The 17,398-nt window shown below is 54.9% G+C and carries 16 protein-coding genes, 3 tRNA genes and 1 riboswitch; of the genes, 7 read left to right on the top strand and 12 right to left on the bottom strand.

The genetic code is table 11. The features are described from left to right. Positions 1-45 precede the first annotated feature (45 nt). The 4 genes from ispG to NeNHUV3_RS00285 form a co-directional block, all read right to left on the bottom strand. On the bottom strand, positions 46-1,167 hold the full coding sequence (gene ispG, locus NeNHUV3_RS00300) for a flavodoxin-dependent (E)-4-hydroxy-3-methylbut-2-enyl-diphosphate synthase (protein WP_391481741.1): 1,122 nt from the start codon (positions 1,165-1,167) through the stop codon (positions 46-48). A 146-nt stretch (positions 1,168-1,313) separates the two neighbouring features. After that, on the bottom strand, positions 1,314-2,855 hold the full coding sequence (locus NeNHUV3_RS00295) for a helix-turn-helix domain-containing protein (RefSeq protein WP_391481739.1): 1,542 nt from the start codon (positions 2,853-2,855) through the stop codon (positions 1,314-1,316). Positions 2,856-2,960: 105 nt separating this feature from the next. Then, positions 2,961-4,184 carry a 5-aminolevulinate synthase gene (gene hemA / locus NeNHUV3_RS00290; RefSeq protein WP_391481737.1) on the bottom strand — a complete coding sequence of 408 codons (1,224 nt, stop codon included), beginning with the start codon at positions 4,182-4,184 and terminating at the stop codon, positions 2,961-2,963. An 85-nt stretch (positions 4,185-4,269) separates the two neighbouring features. Continuing rightward, complete coding sequence (locus NeNHUV3_RS00285) at positions 4,270-4,848, bottom strand: 5-aminolevulic acid synthase (protein ID WP_391481735.1); 579 nt, start codon at positions 4,846-4,848, stop codon at positions 4,270-4,272. A 109-nt stretch (positions 4,849-4,957) separates the two neighbouring features. Here NeNHUV3_RS00285 and NeNHUV3_RS00280 point away from each other — a divergent pair, with 109 nt between their 5' ends. Then, positions 4,958-6,334, top strand: a complete 1,377-nt coding sequence (locus NeNHUV3_RS00280) for a M20/M25/M40 family metallo-hydrolase (protein ID WP_391481734.1) — start codon at positions 4,958-4,960, stop codon at positions 6,332-6,334. 145 nt (positions 6,335-6,479) lie between these two features. On the opposite strand, the gene NeNHUV3_RS00275 is transcribed toward NeNHUV3_RS00280, so the two are convergent. From NeNHUV3_RS00275 to NeNHUV3_RS00255, 5 genes are all read right to left on the bottom strand, one after another. Further along, positions 6,480-6,556, bottom strand: a tRNA-Asp gene (locus NeNHUV3_RS00275). 34 nt (positions 6,557-6,590) lie between these two features. After that, a tRNA-Asp gene (locus NeNHUV3_RS00270) sits at positions 6,591-6,667 on the bottom strand. Between the two features lie 195 nt (positions 6,668-6,862). Continuing rightward, positions 6,863-6,938, bottom strand: a tRNA-Val gene (locus tag NeNHUV3_RS00265). A gap of 55 nt (positions 6,939-6,993) precedes the next feature. Beyond that, positions 6,994-7,581: a histidine phosphatase family protein gene (locus tag NeNHUV3_RS00260; RefSeq protein WP_391481732.1), complete on the bottom strand. Its 588-nt coding sequence runs from the start codon at positions 7,579-7,581 to the stop codon at positions 6,994-6,996. 60 nt (positions 7,582-7,641) lie between these two features. Next, positions 7,642-8,028: an HU family DNA-binding protein gene (locus NeNHUV3_RS00255; RefSeq protein ID WP_391481731.1), complete on the bottom strand. Its 387-nt coding sequence runs from the start codon at positions 8,026-8,028 to the stop codon at positions 7,642-7,644. A gap of 249 nt (positions 8,029-8,277) precedes the next feature. Between NeNHUV3_RS00255 and NeNHUV3_RS00250 the strand changes: the two genes are divergently transcribed. Next, a complete protein-coding gene (locus NeNHUV3_RS00250) occupies positions 8,278-8,457 on the top strand; it encodes a hypothetical protein (protein WP_143081941.1) in 180 nt (59 codons plus the stop codon). 200 nt (positions 8,458-8,657) lie between these two features. On the opposite strand, the gene lon is transcribed toward NeNHUV3_RS00250, so the two are convergent. Next, positions 8,658-11,063, bottom strand: coding sequence for an endopeptidase La (lon, locus tag NeNHUV3_RS00245; RefSeq protein WP_391481730.1), 2,406 nt, complete (start codon positions 11,061-11,063; stop codon positions 8,658-8,660). A 277-nt stretch (positions 11,064-11,340) separates the two neighbouring features. Further along, a complete protein-coding gene (locus NeNHUV3_RS00240) occupies positions 11,341-11,736 on the bottom strand; it encodes a tetratricopeptide repeat protein (RefSeq protein ID WP_341247188.1) in 396 nt (131 codons plus the stop codon). A 117-nt stretch (positions 11,737-11,853) separates the two neighbouring features. On the opposite strand from NeNHUV3_RS00240, the gene NeNHUV3_RS00235 reads away from it, so the two are divergent. After that, positions 11,854-13,125, top strand: a complete 1,272-nt coding sequence (locus NeNHUV3_RS00235; RefSeq protein WP_391481728.1) for a cytochrome-c peroxidase — start codon at positions 11,854-11,856, stop codon at positions 13,123-13,125. Beyond that, positions 13,118-14,131, top strand: coding sequence for a nuclear transport factor 2 family protein (locus NeNHUV3_RS00230; protein WP_391481726.1), 1,014 nt, complete (start codon positions 13,118-13,120; stop codon positions 14,129-14,131). Before NeNHUV3_RS00235 ends, NeNHUV3_RS00230 begins: the two co-directional genes overlap by 8 nt. A 104-nt stretch (positions 14,132-14,235) precedes the next feature. Here the strand turns inward: NeNHUV3_RS00230 and NeNHUV3_RS00225 are convergent, their stop codons facing one another. Next, positions 14,236-15,057: an NAD-dependent epimerase/dehydratase family protein gene (locus NeNHUV3_RS00225; RefSeq protein WP_391483151.1), complete on the bottom strand. Its 822-nt coding sequence runs from the start codon at positions 15,055-15,057 to the stop codon at positions 14,236-14,238. 152 nt (positions 15,058-15,209) lie between these two features. Beyond that, a riboswitch (TPP riboswitch) is annotated at positions 15,210-15,312 on the top strand. 64 nt (positions 15,313-15,376) lie between these two features. On the opposite strand from NeNHUV3_RS00225, the gene thiD reads away from it, so the two are divergent. Genes thiD through thiS form a run of 3 tightly spaced genes read left to right on the top strand, consistent with a single transcriptional unit; the run spans position 15,377 to position 17,398 of the window. After that, on the top strand, positions 15,377-16,231 hold the full coding sequence (gene thiD / locus NeNHUV3_RS00220; RefSeq protein WP_391481725.1) for a bifunctional hydroxymethylpyrimidine kinase/phosphomethylpyrimidine kinase: 855 nt from the start codon (positions 15,377-15,379) through the stop codon (positions 16,229-16,231). After that, positions 16,228-17,211, top strand: coding sequence for an FAD-dependent oxidoreductase (locus tag NeNHUV3_RS00215; RefSeq protein WP_391481723.1), 984 nt, complete (start codon positions 16,228-16,230; stop codon positions 17,209-17,211). Before thiD ends, NeNHUV3_RS00215 begins: the two co-directional genes overlap by 4 nt. Further along, positions 17,201-17,398, top strand: coding sequence for a sulfur carrier protein ThiS (gene thiS, locus NeNHUV3_RS00210; RefSeq protein ID WP_391481722.1), 198 nt, complete (start codon positions 17,201-17,203; stop codon positions 17,396-17,398). The genes NeNHUV3_RS00215 and thiS overlap by 11 nt, the downstream gene beginning before the upstream one ends.

Here is a 17,398-nt window from a genome sequence, read left to right as displayed (position 1 = left end):
ACCGCTTTGACAGCTGTCAGATGTTAATTACGCGCAATTTGAAAGTTATTCGGCGGCAGGTTGGTCCGCTTCAATTGCCTCTGCACGCTTTTCAACTTGCTCGACGATATGATCGACCATTTCCGCGTTGTTCATCTTGTGACTGGCCTTACCCGCCAGATAAACCATACCGCTACCCGCGCCGCCGCCGGTAAACCCGACATCAGTCATCAGCGCTTCGCCGGGCCCGTTCACGACACATCCAATAATCGACAGCGACATCGGCGTTTTGATATGTTCAAGGCGGCGCTCAAGGGTCTCAACGGTTTTGATCACGTCAAAGCCTTGGCGAGCACAACTCGGGCACGAGATAATATTAACGCCGCGGTGGCGTAGACCCAGTGATTTTAGAATTTCAAAACCGACTTTTACTTCCTCAACAGGATCGGCAGACAGGCTAACGCGGATGGTGTCACCTATGCCCATCCACAACAGATTGCCCAAGCCAATCGCCGATTTGATCGTGCCACTGACCAAACCACCTGCCTCAGTAATCCCAAGGTGGATCGGCGCATCCGTTGCATCCGCCAGCTTTTGGTAGGCGGCAGCAGACATAAAGACGTCGCTGGCTTTGCAGCTGATCTTGAATTCGTGAAAGTCGTTGTCTTGCAGAATTTTGATATGATCGAGACCACTTTCCACCATCGCATCGGGGCACGGCTCGCCGTATTTCTCAAGCAAATGCTTTTCCAGACTACCCGCGTTGACACCAATCCGAATTGAACAACTGTGGTCGCGTGCCGCTTTGATAACTTCCTTGACCCGCTTTTCATCGCCGATATTGCCCGGATTAATGCGCAGACACGCGGCACCGGCCTCAGCCGCCTCAATGCCGCGTTTATAATGAAAGTGGATATCCGCAACGATCGGCACGGGGCTTTCGCGGCAAATCTCTTTCAACGCTTTTGACGACGCCTCGTCAGGCACCGAAACGCGCACAATATCAGCACCCGCCTCAGCCGCCGCCTGTACTTGCGCGATAGTACCTTTGATATCCGTGGTCAGCGTGTTCGTCATGGTTTGCACGGCAATCGGCGCATCACCCCCCACCGGAACCGAGCCCACCATAATCTGGCGGCTCTTACGACGGTAAATGTTTTTCCATGGACGAACGTGATTGATGGACATCTGGCGGCCTTCTTTAAGTGTCAACCTTACCTTACAGTGCCGCGCGGGCAAGCGCCACGTCAGAGTTCACCGCAAGCGGATTTCTTGCACAGTGATACGAAATTTTACGCCAGAGAAAAGTGGAATTTGGCACATTACAAATCGGTCTATTGATCAAGCAGCGCTTTCAATGACGGTGATGCGTCCGTGTCCACCACCGAATATTTCGCACTGATATCTGAAGCCGTAAGCGAGACATTGCGCGCAGTTGCCGAACCGGACCCAACAGGACCAACCAGCGCGTCACCAAGCTTGAGGTAGAGCGCGCCTGAATTACCCGCCCGCAACAGCGGAGCGTCAACATCCGCAGGCAGAGTATATTGCTCACCGGGTTGCAAAGTCTTTTCAAACACGCGCGTTCCTTTTGCATCCGTAATGCGAACCCACGAAGGTTGCGATGCAACAAGGCTTACACTGCCTTTTGACGCAGCGATGCTCTCAATAGGGCGGGTGCGTGGGCGCGGCAAAACATCCGGGGCATCAAGGTTTTCCAGCAGCGCAAATAGCTCATTATCTTCCAGAGGATCAGCAACAGAATAAGCCGCACTCAGGTCAGCAGACGCAAGCTGCACATTATTTACAGTCGTTGCGCCCTGCCCTGCGGGCCCAACGATTTGTCCGTTAACCTTGAAATAGAGCGATCCTGAATTGCCTGCCCGCAAAACGGGTGTCTCTTCGGTGACTGGAAGCGCATAGTTTTCACCTTTTTCGAGGACTTTCTCAAACAAGATAGAACCGTCGGCGCTTCGCACGCGCACCCATGTCGGGTTCACGGCAAACAGAACCACTTCCGGCGCGGGGCCGTCTACGACTTGAACCTGCGGAGCCTCGGCGGGCACATTCAAAGCGGCAAAATCAACACCACCTGTGGCAAATGTTCCGACTGTGCCTGGATCAATGGTAGCAATCGGCGCGTCACGCGGGGTGAAGACTGGCACATCAAGCGCCTCGGGGCGGTACAGTCGGTCTAACGCATCGTTGTTGCGCGTCGGCGCAAGTGCAGCGGTTTGGGCGCCAGAGCCCGACGCGCCAGTATTTAGCTGGGGCACAGGCGCAAGAGGGTCGATGCTTGAGGCAACCACGGGGGTCTGTTCAACCGGTGTGAATTCAACCTGCTGGACTTGGCGCAAAATGGACATGCCACCAAACCCCATGCCACCAATTAGCGCAATCATAACGGCGACAGTACCAATGGCACCCGCATCTATGCGCGCAAAAAACGGGTCAGCTTTGGGCACAAACGGCGTAGCAGAGTCGTTGAATACATTACGGTGTGCCGAGGCTGCCAAGGGGGCTACGGGACGCGGGCTTGACGCCTCAGACGACATGCCATGCGCTGTCGCAAAACCGCTTTCCTCACAGAACTTCTGAAAGGCCCACTCGGGGTCCATCTGTAAATAGCGTGCGTAGGAACGCACATAGCCTGCGATGAAACCGGGGCTATCAAACTCGGTGGGATCAGAGTTTTCGATTGCCGAAATATATCCTGCTTTGATCTTAAGCTCACGCTGTACATCAAGAAGAGATTTTCCAAGGGTAGCCCGCTCGCCGCGCATCATGTCGCCGAGCTGCAGCTCAAAATCATCAAACCCTTTTGGGGCGACGATTTCTTCCTCGACATCCTGCGGTGCAAAAATGCGCCCGATCATACACTGCCCTACCACAATTACCGAAATCGCACGCGCGATTCGAGGCGTCCCCACGCCATTTACAACTTAATAACACATAACAAACAGGATTACAGCAGTATGGTTCTAACCGGTTAAGTCAGCACGATTCAGCGCACAATGAGACCACAGACTGTCCAATGCGCCTACCAATGCATCAATTTCTGAACACCCATGAACCGGCGACGGCGTAAAGCGCAGACGCTCGGTACCGCGCGGAACGGTTGGGAAATTGATGGGCTGCACGTAGATGCCATGGTCTTGCAACAAGTGATCAGACAGAACTTTCGTATGCACCGGATCACCCACGATCAGCGGCACAATATGGCTTCCGTGGTCAATTACCGGCAGGCCAAGCGCCTTGAAGCGTGTCTTCAAAATAGCTGCTTGCGTCTGATGGGCATCGCGCAGGTCTTGGCGACGCTTCAGAACTTCCACTGACTTCGCCGCACCCGCCGCAACCGCTGGCGGCAGTGATGTCGTGAAAATAAAGCCCGGCGCATAGGAGCGTACCGCATCCGCCATCTTTGCAGAGGTCGCGATATAGCCGCCCATCACGCCGTACGCCTTAGCCAACGTGCCGTTGATAATATCGATCCGGCCCATCAACCCGTCACGTTCTGCCACACCGCCACCGCGTGGTCCGTACATGCCAACGGCGTGCACTTCGTCGATGTAGGTCAGCGCGCCAAATTCGTCGGCAATGTCGCAGATTGCCTCGATTGGTGCGAAATCGCCATCCATTGAGTAAATTGATTCGAACGCGATCAGTTTTGGTGTGTTCGCAGGCAGCGCAGTCAGTTGCGCACGTAAATCATCCAAATCATTATGCTTGAAAATACGTTTGTCGCCACCATTGCGACGAATACCCTCGATCATAGACGCGTGGTTCAACGCATCAGACAAAATCACCAATCCAGGGAACAGCTTGGGCAGCGTTGAAAGTGTGGCGTCATTCGCGATGTAGGCGGACGTGAACAGCAGCGCGGCTTCTTTGCCGTGAAGATCCGCCAATTCCGCCTCAAGGCGTTTGTGATACACCGTCGTGCCAGAAATATTGCGCGTCCCGCCAGAGCCCGCGCCTGTCGCATCAAGCGCTTCGTGCATTGCGGTCAGTACTTCCTCGTTCTGCCCCATGCCCAAATAATCGTTGCCGCACCACACGGTGACAGGTTTGCGGCTACCGTCGGGATGTGTCCACTCAGCGTGCGGATATTGCCCCCGCGTCCGTTCAATATCAATAAACGTACGGTAACGACCTTCGTCGTGAAGGCGTTGCAGGGCTGCATCTAGCTGTGTGTCAAACGTCATGTGTCTCTCCCGATGGGGCGCTTATAGGGTATATAGGGTCCAGAAATCCACTAGCACACGCTACATTTTGTCACTTTGCGCCAGATCAATCCTGAACAGCGATGAGACAGTCGTCCGTTTGGGCCTGCTCAGCACATGCACTCAGCGCCGCAGACGCGGCCCCTTCACCAGTTGCAACGATAAAAGTCCCCACTGTTGGAGAGATCGCAAACGCCTTTTCACCGCGCACACGGCGGTACGATTTGCGCCAGGCTTCTGTAGCACCATGCGATAAAGTCAGCTCAACCGGCTCAAAGTTTCGCGGGCGCACCATTGCAACAATCTCGCAGGCGGTTTGCCCCCTTTTGGCCGCGTCACAGGCTGACAGCGCTTTGGCGCGGGCAACGTCCATCGTGTGATCGTTGGCCGCGGCGATGGTAGCTGGGTTCAAGATCCCATCATCTGGTGATGCGGCAATTGCTGCGTAATACAGCTGCTGTTCGGCTACTTGTTCAACCAACGCCGCATTGTCAGGTGTCAGCCAGTCACGGGGGATCAACTCAACTTCACGGCCCTTCAGGCTGAACAATTGCGCTTTTGCCTCAGCGTTGCTGACCGGCTCTGCGCCTGCAACTACCCCAAATACACACAGCGAAAACACCCCAATCGCCCCAACAATACGCATGATTTCGCCCCTTTGTTCTCAATTTCTGTTAACCTATATCCTGTTTCTGGACAGGTCCACCAAAGGCTCCTAGGGTGCGGCAAAACTTAGCTAAAAATAAGGCGCTAGCATGTCCAATCTCGATCCCGTCCTGTCACATATCGACGAAAACCTCAGCGCCGCGACCGAGCGCCTTTTCGAATTGATGCGCATCCAGTCGATCTCAACAGACCCCGCTTTCAAAAAACACTGTGACGCAGCCGCAGATTGGCTGGTAAGTGATTTGGCTTCAATGGGTGTGACCGCAACAAAACGCGCAACACCGGGCCATCCAATGGTGGTTGGTCATACAAATGGGACGGGAAAACACGTCACATTTTATGGCCATTATGACGTGCAACCCGTTGATCCGCTTGATCTTTGGCAAAGTGACCCCTTCGCTCCCGCGCTTGAAGACACGGACGCGGGCAAAGTCATTCGCGGGCGTGGTGCGGCAGACGACAAAGGCCAGTTGATGACCTTTGTGGAGGCGTGTCGCGCGTGGATCGCTGTGCACGGCAACCTGCCCATCAACGTCAGCTTTTTCTTTGAAGGCGAAGAAGAAAGCGGCTCGCCCTCTTTGATCCCGTTTATGCGCGAAAACAAAGACGAACTGTCATCTGATCTGGCGCTGATCTGCGATACAGGCATGTTCGACCCCAAAACACCCGCTATCTCAACACAGTTGCGCGGCCTTTTGGGCGAAGAGCTCACCATCACCGGACCACGGATTGACCTTCATTCTGGCATGTACGGCGGGGCAGCCATTAACCCTATTCGCGTGCTGTCAAAAATCATTGCCTCCCTGCATGACGCTGAAGGACGTGTGACTGTCCCCGGCTTTTATGAGGGCGTGCCCGAAATGTCGCCTGAACTTCAAAAGCAGTGGGAAGATTTGAACTTTGATGATGCGGCGTTTCTTGAAGCGGTTGGCTTGTCTGAACTGGCGGGTGAGCACGGCAAAACGGCCCTCGAAATGTTATGGGCGCGCCCGACCTGTGAGGTGAACGGCATCAACGCGGGCTACACTGGCGACGGGTTCAAGACTGTGCTGCCATCGAAAGCCAGCGCAAAGATCAGCTTCCGCCTTGTTGGCACTCAAGATCCCCACGCGATCCGTGCTGCGTTCCGCCAAATGGTACAAGACGCCTTACCTGCTGATTGTAGCGTTGAATTCAAAGGCCACGGAAATTCATCAGCCGTGCAAATGTCCACGGCTGATCCGGCGTTTGAAAAAGCGCGTCTTGCGCTGTCGGATGAGTGGCCAAACCCTGCAGCGTTTGTGGGCTGCGGAGGCTCAATTCCGATCGCGGGACACTTCAAAACCGAATTGGACACAGACGCGATGCTGATTGGCTTTGGCCGCGATGATGATGCAATCCACTCACCCAACGAAAAATATGACCTCGAGAGTTTCCACAAAGGGATGCGCAGTTGGGCACGGGTGCTGGACGCGCTCTCACGATAGTTGATTAATTATCTGCAAAAACAAATCAAAGCGCGGTGGTGAAAAATCGTCGCGCTTTTTTATAAACGGTGAATAGCGCTCGCACTGAAGCCACCAAACAATGGTCGTTCAATCGAAACAATTTATATGTGAACCAGGGTGAGAGTGGCGCGGTTGACGGGGCTCGAACCCGCGACCCCCGGCGTGACAGGCCGGTACTCTAACCAGCTGAGCTACAACCGCGCATCTCACACGTTTGGTTTGGACTTAGCAGCGGTGGCGCGGTTGACGGGGCTCGAACCCGCGACCCCCGGCGTGACAGGCCGGTACTCTAACCAACTGAGCTACAACCGCCCACTGCTACACGCCAAACCTGACGCGTTCCGTGCAGATACCCACGCACCGCCACCCCGTCAAGCGGAAGTCGCGGCATTTTGTAACAAAAATTCAATTATTTCGATGGCGGCAGTTGAAGTCATAAAAACGCTTCTAAAAACGCAACTTAAGCACAGTGCGTTTGCGGCGTGGACAACAACATCGGGAGGGAAATGGTGGGTCGTGAGAGGCTCGAACTCCCGACATCTTCCGTGTAAAGGAAGCGCTCTACCAACTGAGCTAACGACCCGATGAGCGGTGTATTAGCGCCAAACCTTTGGGCGCTGCAACCCCCTTTTTCACCCTTATTCGAGTTTTGTCTGAACACCACCGCTCAGACGGTACACAACACCCTGCCCGCCCGGCAATTTCCCAAGGTTTTCTGTGGGTTGCCCCAAAACGACCGCCCGCAACATTCGACTGGTAATCCCGTGGGTGATAAGCACGGTCGGCCCTGTCAAACTATCGAGTAATGATTGCGCACGGATACGAAGGGCCTCAAACCCCTCGCCCTGTGGTGCGAATTCGTAAAGCGCGATCGCCCCGTCCGGCGTATCTTCAACCACTGCATCGCTTGGCAGCTCCGCAAGGCAGTCCTGACGCAGGCGTCCTGACCATGTGCCAACGGTGATTTCCGCAAGACGGTCATCTGTCTCTATTTCGCCGAAACCCGCCACTGCAATTTCAGCAGTTTGCAAAGCCCGGCCTTGGGGGCTGCTCAGCACGTGCCACCCGTTGATCCCAATACGTTTGAGTATCGCGTGTTGCGCTGCGGCCTGCTGACGGCCAAGTGGCGTCAGGTTGCTATCAAGGGCACCCTGCATCCGCCCTTCACGGTTCCATTCAGTTTCGCCGTGGCGCATGATCAATAGGTCCGGATAAGTTTTGTTCATCCCAGCTTTACCTCGATTATATTGGATCAGGCTGGGTTGGTCCCTATCACGATCCGGCTGTTATTCGGTGTCTGCGCCAGCTCCATGCACCGTTTTGCGTTGCCGGATTTTGCAGACAAACACTTTTGCACCAGCCATTTCTTTTTGTCGATTGATCTTTAGCTTACCAAAAGGCTGCAGATTGAGTTCTTCGCCCTGTGCCAACGCATCTCCGAGCACATCAAGCATCGCCTCGACAACAGGTTTGGCATCTTTGCGCTTTGCGCCGCTTTTACGGACGACACGGTCGATCAACTCTTTTTTGCGAAGGCTAGGCGTCACCTCAACCGGTGCAGAGCCTATCCCCGTTTTCACCGCCACAACGTTTGATCCAGCAGTTGTGCCTGATGTTTTGCTCTTTGCTGTGGATACAGCCGCTTGAACCGGTGATTTAGGTGTCTTGGCCATAATGCGGCCTCCTACTTATTAAACGTTTCCAATACACTAGCAGGCTAGCGCAAAGCCCGCAGACCAGCTACACCCGACATGGACAAAGGGTTAATTGGGCCCGCCGCGCACCCACCTGTTGTGTCTGCGCACCACTTTTGGGCGGTTTTGCGGCGAATTAAGTCATATTTTACACAATAATTGACCATGACCACCAAGATGATATGACGGGGCATAGTTATAAACTTGCGGTCTATGAAAGCTTACAAAATGAAAAAAACACTTATCACAACATGTGCAGTACTGGCATTCGCAACACCAACATTCGCTGGCGGCTTGTCCGACGCAATGGTTGCTCCAGAAGTTATCGCTGCTGATACAACATCAAGCAGCTCACAAGGCATCCTGGTTCCAATCATGGCGCTTTTGTTGCTCGCAGCTGCAAACTAAGCCTAACCGCTTAGAAAAAAGAATTGGGAAAAGGCCTGCCATTTTGGCGGGCCTTTTTCGTTTATAACCAAGGGTGTGCGGTGGATCCAAAGTAAGGGTCCCCGCCTAGGCACCGCCCGAGCGTAAACTGCACAAACAAAAAGGCCGCAGAAAACCTGCGGCCCTTTCGTATTCCATCGCTCAACTACACAAGCAATTGCCTAATGTGCTGTCGCACCTGTTGCAGAGGCTTTTGCCGCTAAAGCTGCTGCTGCCGCCTCTTCTGCCGCTTCATCCCACTCAATCGCCTCGGGTTGGCGGATCAGCGCGTGCTCAAGAACTTCTGTCACGTGGGACACTGCGATAATCTCAAGGCCCTCTTTGACGTTGTCGGGGATGTCCGGCAGGTCCTTTAGGTTTTCTTGCGGGATAAGCACAGTTTTGATGCCCCCACGCAGCGCCGCCAAAAGTTTTTCTTTCAGCCCACCAATCGGCATGGCGTTCCCGCGCAGCGATACCTCACCAGTCATTGCGATATCTTTACGCACTGGAATTTTGGTCAGCACAGATACAATCGACGTCACCATCGCCAGACCCGCGCTTGGCCCGTCTTTGGGCGTCGCACCGTCGGGGACGTGTACGTGGATATCGACCGCATCAAACTTCGTCGGCTTCACACCAATCGCAGGGCTAACCGAGCGTACGTACGACGACGCCGCATCGATGGATTCCTTCATCACATCGCCAAGCTTACCCGTGGTCTTCATGCGGCCTTTGCCCGGCAGGCTCAGCGCTTCGATTGACAGCAGCTCACCCCCAACGGACGTGTAGGCAAGACCTGTGACGACACCGATCTGGTCCTCTTTTTCCGCAAGACCGTGTTTGTACTTCGGCACGCCTAAGAACTCATCAAGGTTATCAGCGGTAACTTTTACAGTCTCCGCCTCTTTCTTAATGATCTTCGTGACTGCTTTACGGGCAATCTTGGCCAACTCACGCTCAAGGTTCCGCACGCCCGCCTCACGGGTATAGGTTTGAATCACGCCCGTCAGACCATCATCGCTCAGCTCGAACTCACCCTTGCGCAGACCGTGGTTCTTTTTCTGCTTCTCAATCAGATGCTGTTTGGCAATCTCGGCTTTTTCGTCCTCGGTGTATCCCGAAAGGCTAATGATCTCCATCCGGTCCAAAAGCGGACCCGGCATGTTGTAAGAGTTCGCCGTTGTCAGGAACATCACGTTAGACAAGTCGTACTCCACCTCAAGGTAGTGATCGACAAATGTGCCGTTTTGCTCTGGATCAAGCACTTCAAGCATCGCAGAGGCCGGATCACCACGGAAGTCCTGCCCCATCTTGTCGATCTCATCGAGCAAAATAAGCGGATTGGTGGTTTTCGCCTTTTTCAACGCCTGAATGATCTTACCCGGCATTGAGCCAATATACGTCCGACGGTGTCCACGGATCTCGGATTCATCCCGCACCCCCCCAAGAGAGATGCGGATAAACTCGCGGCCCGTCGCGCGTGCCACAGATTTACCAAGCGAGGTTTTGCCCACACCGGGAGGGCCTACAAGGCACATGATCGGCCCCTTCAGCTTGGCCGAGCGTTGTTGCACCGCTAGATATTCAACAATACGCTCCTTTACTTTGTCCAAACCGTAGTGATCCGTGTCCAAAACCTTTTGCGCATGGCCAAGGTCTTTTTTCACGCGGGATTTCTTGCCCCACGGAATCGACAGCATCCAGTCAAGATAGTTGCGCACCACGGTCGCTTCGGCGGACATGGGTGACATATTCTTGAGCTTTTTGATCTCGGCATCAGCTTTTTCACGCGCTTCCTTGGACAGCTTGGTCGCAATGACTTTTGCTTCCAACTCGGCCACTTCGCCAGCGCCCTCTTCGCCGTCACCAAGCTCTTTCTGAATGGCTTTCATTTGCTCATTCAAATAATACTCGCGCTGTGTCCGTTCCATTTGGGACTTCACACGGGTCTTGATCTTCTTTTCGACCTGCAAAACAGACATCTCGCCCTGCATCAGCGCAAAAATCTGTTCCAGACGTTCGGCAATGTTCAGGGTTTCGAGAAGCTTTTGCTTTTCATCAACTTCAATGCCCAAGTGACCCGCAACCAAATCAGCCAGCTTCGCAGGCTCCTCGGCCTCCTCAACGGCTGTAAGCGCCTCCTCGGGGACGTTCTTTTTGACTTTGGCATAGCGTGCAAATTCCTCGCCCACAGTACGCACAAGCGCCTCAACGGTGTCCGCATCCCCGGGCAGCTCAGTCAAATACTCCGCACTGGCTTCAAAGAAGCTGTCGTTTTCAAGGTATTCTGAAATGCGCACACGTGCGACGCCCTCAACCAGCACTTTTACGGTGCCATCAGGCAATTTCAGCAGCTGCAAGACATTCGCCAAAACACCCGCTTTGTAGATGCCATCCGTGTCAGGATCATCGGCGGACGGGTCAACTTGGCTGGCGAGCAAGATTTGTTTGTCGTCGGCCATCACCTCTTCCAAGGCACGGACAGATTTATCGCGGCCCACAAAGAGCGGCACGATCATATGCGGAAACACAACAATGTCGCGCAACGGCAAAACGGGATAAGATGAATTCAACGGATCTTGCATGAAAATTTTCCTTTTGGCTGGCAGACGGCAGGGACCCCGCAGATGCAGCAATCCAACACATTCGACCGTCTCCGATCAGGGTTTGAAATGGGGCGTTCTGCCGCCGTTTTCAAGCCCGTGCTGTCATGTCGTCGGGTAGTTTGCCCCGAGCGTGCGGCACGCACAAGGCGCGAATGAGGCTCTTATTCAAGATTTATTGGTAAATATGCAGCCTTGCGAAAAACAGCCAAGCCAGACTACGCTACGTTAACCGGTAAGCTTGCGTTAAGTTTTTGGCTCACCGGAACGGATACATCCACACGCGGTAGTCATCGATTAACTCATGGGCCTTTTCAATTTGCGCTTGCGTCATTTTTTTCACCACCTCGTCTTGCGAAATAGCCGCGTCCGGATCGCCGCCGATCGCGCTAAGCACGTACCACATGTAGGCCCGCATCAAGTCAGGCTGGGGCATGCCAAGGCCAACCTCGTAGTACCAAGCAACACCGCTTTGCGCGCCCGGGTGGCCCTTCATGGCGCTGCGCAGGTACCAATCAAATGCGCGGGCACTGTCTTGCTCAACCCCCAATCCAAGGGCGTACATCACACCGATCAGCTCCTCGGCATCGGCATTACCAGACCGCGCTGCGGGCCAAAAAGCCTCCATTGCGCGCTCATACTCTCCGGCCTCCATCAGATCACGCGCATGTTCAATATCGGCCACAGCCGCCGGAGCAGAGGCAAAAACACACGCAATACTTATGATACCTGCACACAAAAACTTGCCCATCTCGTTACTCTCCTTGGCTTCGTGGCCGCACCTGCATGTGCGCAGACGCCACTGTCAGCTGATGATTTTTTGCCTGCAGATCCGGCACAGGTACAAATCGGCCAGCTATTGTTTTACGATAAAGTGCTGTCGGGAAATCGCAACATCAGTTGCGGGACGTGCCATCACCATGACCACGCAGGCACTGATGGGCTTAGTCTTGGCATTGGTGAAGGCGGTATGGGCGTAGGCCCAAATCGTACAATTGGGCAAGGCAAAGACCTGATCCGCAAGCGCATCCCGCGCAATGCACCCGCACTTTGGAACATAGGGCACCGCGACGTGAAAGTGCTGTTTCACGATGGTCGGCTCTCAGTCAGCGATCTTTACGGCAATGGTTTCAACTCCCCCGCAGAGGAATGGCTGCCCAGCGGCCTTGATAATATTGTGGCGGCTCAAGCGCTGTTCCCCATGACAGCCCAGTTTGAAATGGCGGGCAATTTGGGTGAGAATGACATTACACATGCCACACAAATCCGCATAGATCGTGCATGGCCGCTAATCGCAGAGCGCGTGGCCGCTATCCCTGAGTATGTTGATATGTTTGCCCAAGCGTTTGCAGATGTGTCGTCCCCCCGCGACATTACTATCGTGCACATCGGCAACGCACTTGGGGCATTCATCATCTCGGAATGGACCAGCATCGACACGATCTATGATCAGCATTTGCGCAATGGCACCCCGCTGCCGCCCACAGCCGCCGCAGGCAAAGAGCTCTTCTTCGGTGATGCTGGCTGCTCAGCATGCCACTCAGGCCCTCTGTTTTCAGACCGTGCGTTCCGTGCCCTTGGCCTGCCCGCTTTTGGGCCTGGCCGTACGCGCAGATTTGATCCCATCCCCCGCGATGTGGGACGAATGGGCAAAAGCGACCGTCTTGAGGATGCCTACCGGTTCAAAACGCCCTCTTTGCGCAATGTCGCTGTAACAGCGCCCTACGGTCATAACGGGGCCTACCCCACCTTGGAGCGTATGATCAGACACCACCTTGATCCGTTGGCCGAACGCAACGCGTGGAGGCGCCGCGATGCAGCTCTGCCCCCAGCGCCCCATATTGCTGCCATTGATTTTGTCATACAGTCCGACACCCGCGAGATGGCGCGACAGAGTAGCGTCCTTGATATTGACATCCCCTCGCGAACTCAGACAGAGATTGAACAAATCATCGCTTTTCTCGAAACCCTCACCGACCCTTCCCCATATGATCGACCATTGGGACGGCCGGAAACAGTACCATCAGGACTTCCCGTTGACTGAAACCAAACAAACCACCGCCAACACCCCGTTTAAACCTGGGTTTGACCCCCGTTGGCGTGATGCGCCTGATTATATTCTGGGATGCACCAAAGACATTTGGGAAGACCGCGGTATCCACACGCTTAACCACTATTACAGCGATACCATCCATGTACGCTCTCCTGCCTCAATGGTGATTGGCAACGCGGGCGTTATCCCCGCAACCATGGCAACGCTGTCCGAATTTCCCAACCGTCAGCTTTACGGCGAAGACGTCATCTGGTGCGACGCGCCCAACGATGCGCTTTTGTCGTCTCATAGGCTACTTTGCACTGCCACCCACGAAGGTGCAGGCATGTACGGCAATCCCACGGGGCGCAATCTAAGCTACCGGATCATTGCCAACTGTCACGCACAGGCAAATCAGATCGATGACGAATGGCTAGTGCGCGATCAAAGCGCAATTGTTGAGCAGATGGGCCAAGACATTGTGGATTGGACCCGTGACCTGATCAGTCGCGAAGGTGGCCCTGATGCTTGCGTACGCCCCTTCACGCCTGCGATTGATAGCCAAGGCCCCTACACAGGACACGGCAACGAAAACCCATGGGGCGCGCAATACGCAGAACATCTGACCGCTTTAATGCAGGCAGACTTTGGGACGGTTACCCGCAACATGGACCGCGCCGTGGAAGGGCACTACTGGCGTCACTCTGACGGGCACGGCACGCCGTTTGTCGACAAGACATGGATGGGCCTTCGCGCGGCATTTCCTTCGGCGCAATTTGACGTGATGCAAGTTATCGGTATGGACAACGATCTAATTGGGCCGCGTGCTTCTGTGCTCTTTTCCCTATCGGGGCGTCATGACGGTTGGGGTACGTTTGGCCGTCCTACTGGTGCTGACGTGTTCATCATGGGCCTTGCACAGGCCGAGTTCGGCCCACGCGGCATCCGCCGTGAATATGCGCTGATTGATGAAACCGCGATTTGGAAACAAATCTTGCTAGCGACAGGCGCTATATGACGGGCGCGGTATAGGCTTTACGCCCTACTCGTTCCCATATCCCTTTGGCGCTGCAAAACGTAATCAGCGCCAAAGGTAAGCTTAACCTCGTGTCGGCGGCCTATTTAGTCCTTCAGTCCCAGTCCGGCCACGCCAGAATTGCCAAGCTCTACAGTCGCAAATGGCCCCCCATGACACATATCCGCAGGATTCTGTGGATCAAGCGGCGGGTGCTCAGCAAATATTTTCTCGGCAAATTGCTCTGCATTGTCCTTCGGGCGGTATCCAAGGAACTGCGCCTTTGAATTATCTACGGGTGCGCGATCATTGTCGGAAATACCGTACACAACCGCAAATCCAGTGACTGGCGTATCAATGGCGCGGGTCACCAACTGGATAAGATCGTCATAGCTTAGCCAAGAACCAACGGCGCGGGGGTTGGCTACTTCCGCACAAGAATAAATGCGCATACAGACCGCCTCAATCCCGCGTTTATCCCAGTAAAGCGAGCCAAGATCCTCTGCAAAGCACTTGGCAAGACCGTAGAACGTATCAGGGCGGTGCGGGACATCGGTACCGATACACTCCGACTTGGGGTGCATTCCAACCGCATGGATAGATGACGCATAGACAACACGGCGCACACCGTTTTGATAAGCGGCCTCCCACACATTGTAGGCCCCCATGATATTTGCTGAATGGATCTGCTCCCAAGGCGCTTCATCACCGATAGCACCAAAATGCACCACCATATCCGCGTCTTTTAACAACTGCGTCATCGCCGCAAGATCTGCCAAATCAGCGGCTACATATGTCTCGTTGTTGGCCAAACTTTCAATGCTTTGGACGATATCTGTACTCACAAGCGTTTCACACATCGCAGAAAGAGGCGCGCGCAACCTTGATCCAAGCCGTCCTGCGGCCCCTGTCAGAACCAGTTTTTTCAACATGAGATACATCCCCTATCTATTTGCGATATCGTACTTTTTGGCGCCACTTCACGCCTTTCAATCCAAGCCTAGCGGAGCAGTTGAGATGGCTCAATGTAAATTCTGCACTCTATCCCCTTGCCGCTGCGCATCCGATGACTTAGCTACTACTCAATCCGTCGGGGGGCCTATTGCAGGCTGAGAGGTGCAGCGCACTGACCCGTCGAACCTGATCCGGACAATGCCGGCGTAGGGAACGGGTGACACGCGTCTAAGCGCATGCAAAAACCCAATCCCCTTCCCGCCAGCTGATGTCCCCAACTTGAACGAGGGCTTCATGAGCCAGCACACAGACGCGAGCCAAGCCGCGAAAACACCGATTGCCCTGACCATCGCTGGTTCAGACAGCGGAGGCGGCGCAGGCGTTCAAGCGGACCTAAAGGCATTTTCCGCTTTGGGGGTATACGGTGCCAGCGTGCTAACGGCGATCACTGCACAGAATACAGTGACAGTCAGCGCAGTTCACGAAGTTCCCGCAGATATCGTTGGCGCACAGATCACCGCAGTATTGGGCGATCTGGATGTAGACAGCATCAAAATCGGGATGCTCTTTTCCGTCCCCATCATCAAAGTCGTGGCCGAATGTCTTGATGCCTTCAAAGGCACAGTAATCCTTGATCCCGTGATGATCGCCAAATCCGGCGATGCATTGCTGCTAGCAGACGCAGTCGAGGCGATGAAAACACACATGCTGCCGCGCGCGGACCTCTTGACGCCAAACCTGCCTGAGGCAGCAGGCCTGCTTGGCACGGCCGAGGCGCAAGACCTGACCGAAGTACAATCCCAAGGGGCAGCACTTTTGGACCTTGGCCCGCGTGCGGTTTTGATGAAAGGCGGGCACAGCGCGGGCGACATTTGCACGGACCTGCTGATTACGGATCAGAACGGCGCGCGTCGCACCGATCGCTTTGAGGCCCCCCGCCTTCCCACAAATAATACCCACGGCACGGGCTGCACCTATTCAGCCAGTATTGCCGCCTATGTCGCGCGTGGCATGGCACTGCCTGAGGCCACAAAAGCCGCTCATACGTATCTGCAAGGAGCTATTCAGGCCGCTGACACCCTACAAATTGGTTCAGGCCACGGCCCCGTGCATCATTTCTATCAAAGCTGGCAGGGCACACAGTCATGAGCCAAGTCACAATCATCGGTGCCGGTGTTGCAGGGCTAACCATTGCGCGTGAGGTGCTGGACCGCGGCCTTAAAGTGACGTTGATTGACCGCCACGAAGGTATCGGGCCGCATCAATGCTCATGGTGGGCCGGCGGAATGCTTGCGCCGTTTTGTGAGGGCGAAAGCGCGGAAGAACCGGTTGTGCGTCTTGGTGCTGGTGCTGCGGCATGGTGGCAAAATCACACTGGGTTGGTCACGCAGGCAGGATCGCTCGTTGTTAGCCCCGCCCGTGACCGCGCCGATATGCGCCGCTTTGCACGGCGCACCACAGAATTCCGCGAGATCGGCGCCGAGGAAATCGCCAAACTTGAGCCAGATTTGGCCGGACGGTTCAGCAACGGGCTTTTGTTCGAAACCGAGGCCCATCTTGCACCCCGCAAAGCGCTGCAAAAACTGCGTGCAGGTCTGATTGAGGATGGCGCAACGTTTGAGATTGGTGAGGCAGACCCCGATCAGCTTACGGGCCTTGTGGTAGATACACGTGGCTTTGCCGCCAAACCCGCCCTGCCCGATCTGCGCGGTGTCAAAGGCGAGATGCTCATCCTGAAATGTGATGACGTCAACCTGTCACGGCCCGTGCGTCTGCTGCATCCGCGCATTCCGCTTTACGTGGTCCCACGCGGCGACGGTATCTTTATGCTCGGCGCCACAATGATTGAAAGCAGCGCCTCAGCGCACCCCACGGCCCGCGCCATGCTGGAACTGTTGTCTGCCGCCTACGCGCTTAACCCCGCCTTTGGTGAAGCTGAAGTTCTGGAAATTGGCGTTGATAGCCGCCCCGCCTTTGCCGACAACCTGCCCCGCATTCGCAGGCAGGGAAACATCATCCGCGCCAATGGTCTTTACCGACATGGCTTTCTGCTCTCGCCCGCTTTGGCGCGCATGGTGGCGGATGTGATTACAAAAGATGAAAAACCGGAGTTTTACGATGTTGCTTAACGTAAACGGAGAGCCCACCGAAACCGACGCCACCACATTGGCCGACTTTTTGGCAAAGCACGGCTTTGAAGGCGCGGTTGTAGCCACGGCTGTCAACGGCGCGTTTGTGGCCAAAACAGCGCGCGACAGCACACAACTGGCGGCTGGCGATCAGTTAGAAATCCTTGCACCAATGCAGGGGGGCTAA

This window comes from Nereida sp. NH-UV-3, from assembly GCF_042939535.1.
Taxonomy (GTDB): domain Bacteria; phylum Pseudomonadota; class Alphaproteobacteria; order Rhodobacterales; family Rhodobacteraceae; genus Nereida; species Nereida ignava.
This window is presented reverse-complemented; position numbering and strand designations above follow the sequence as displayed.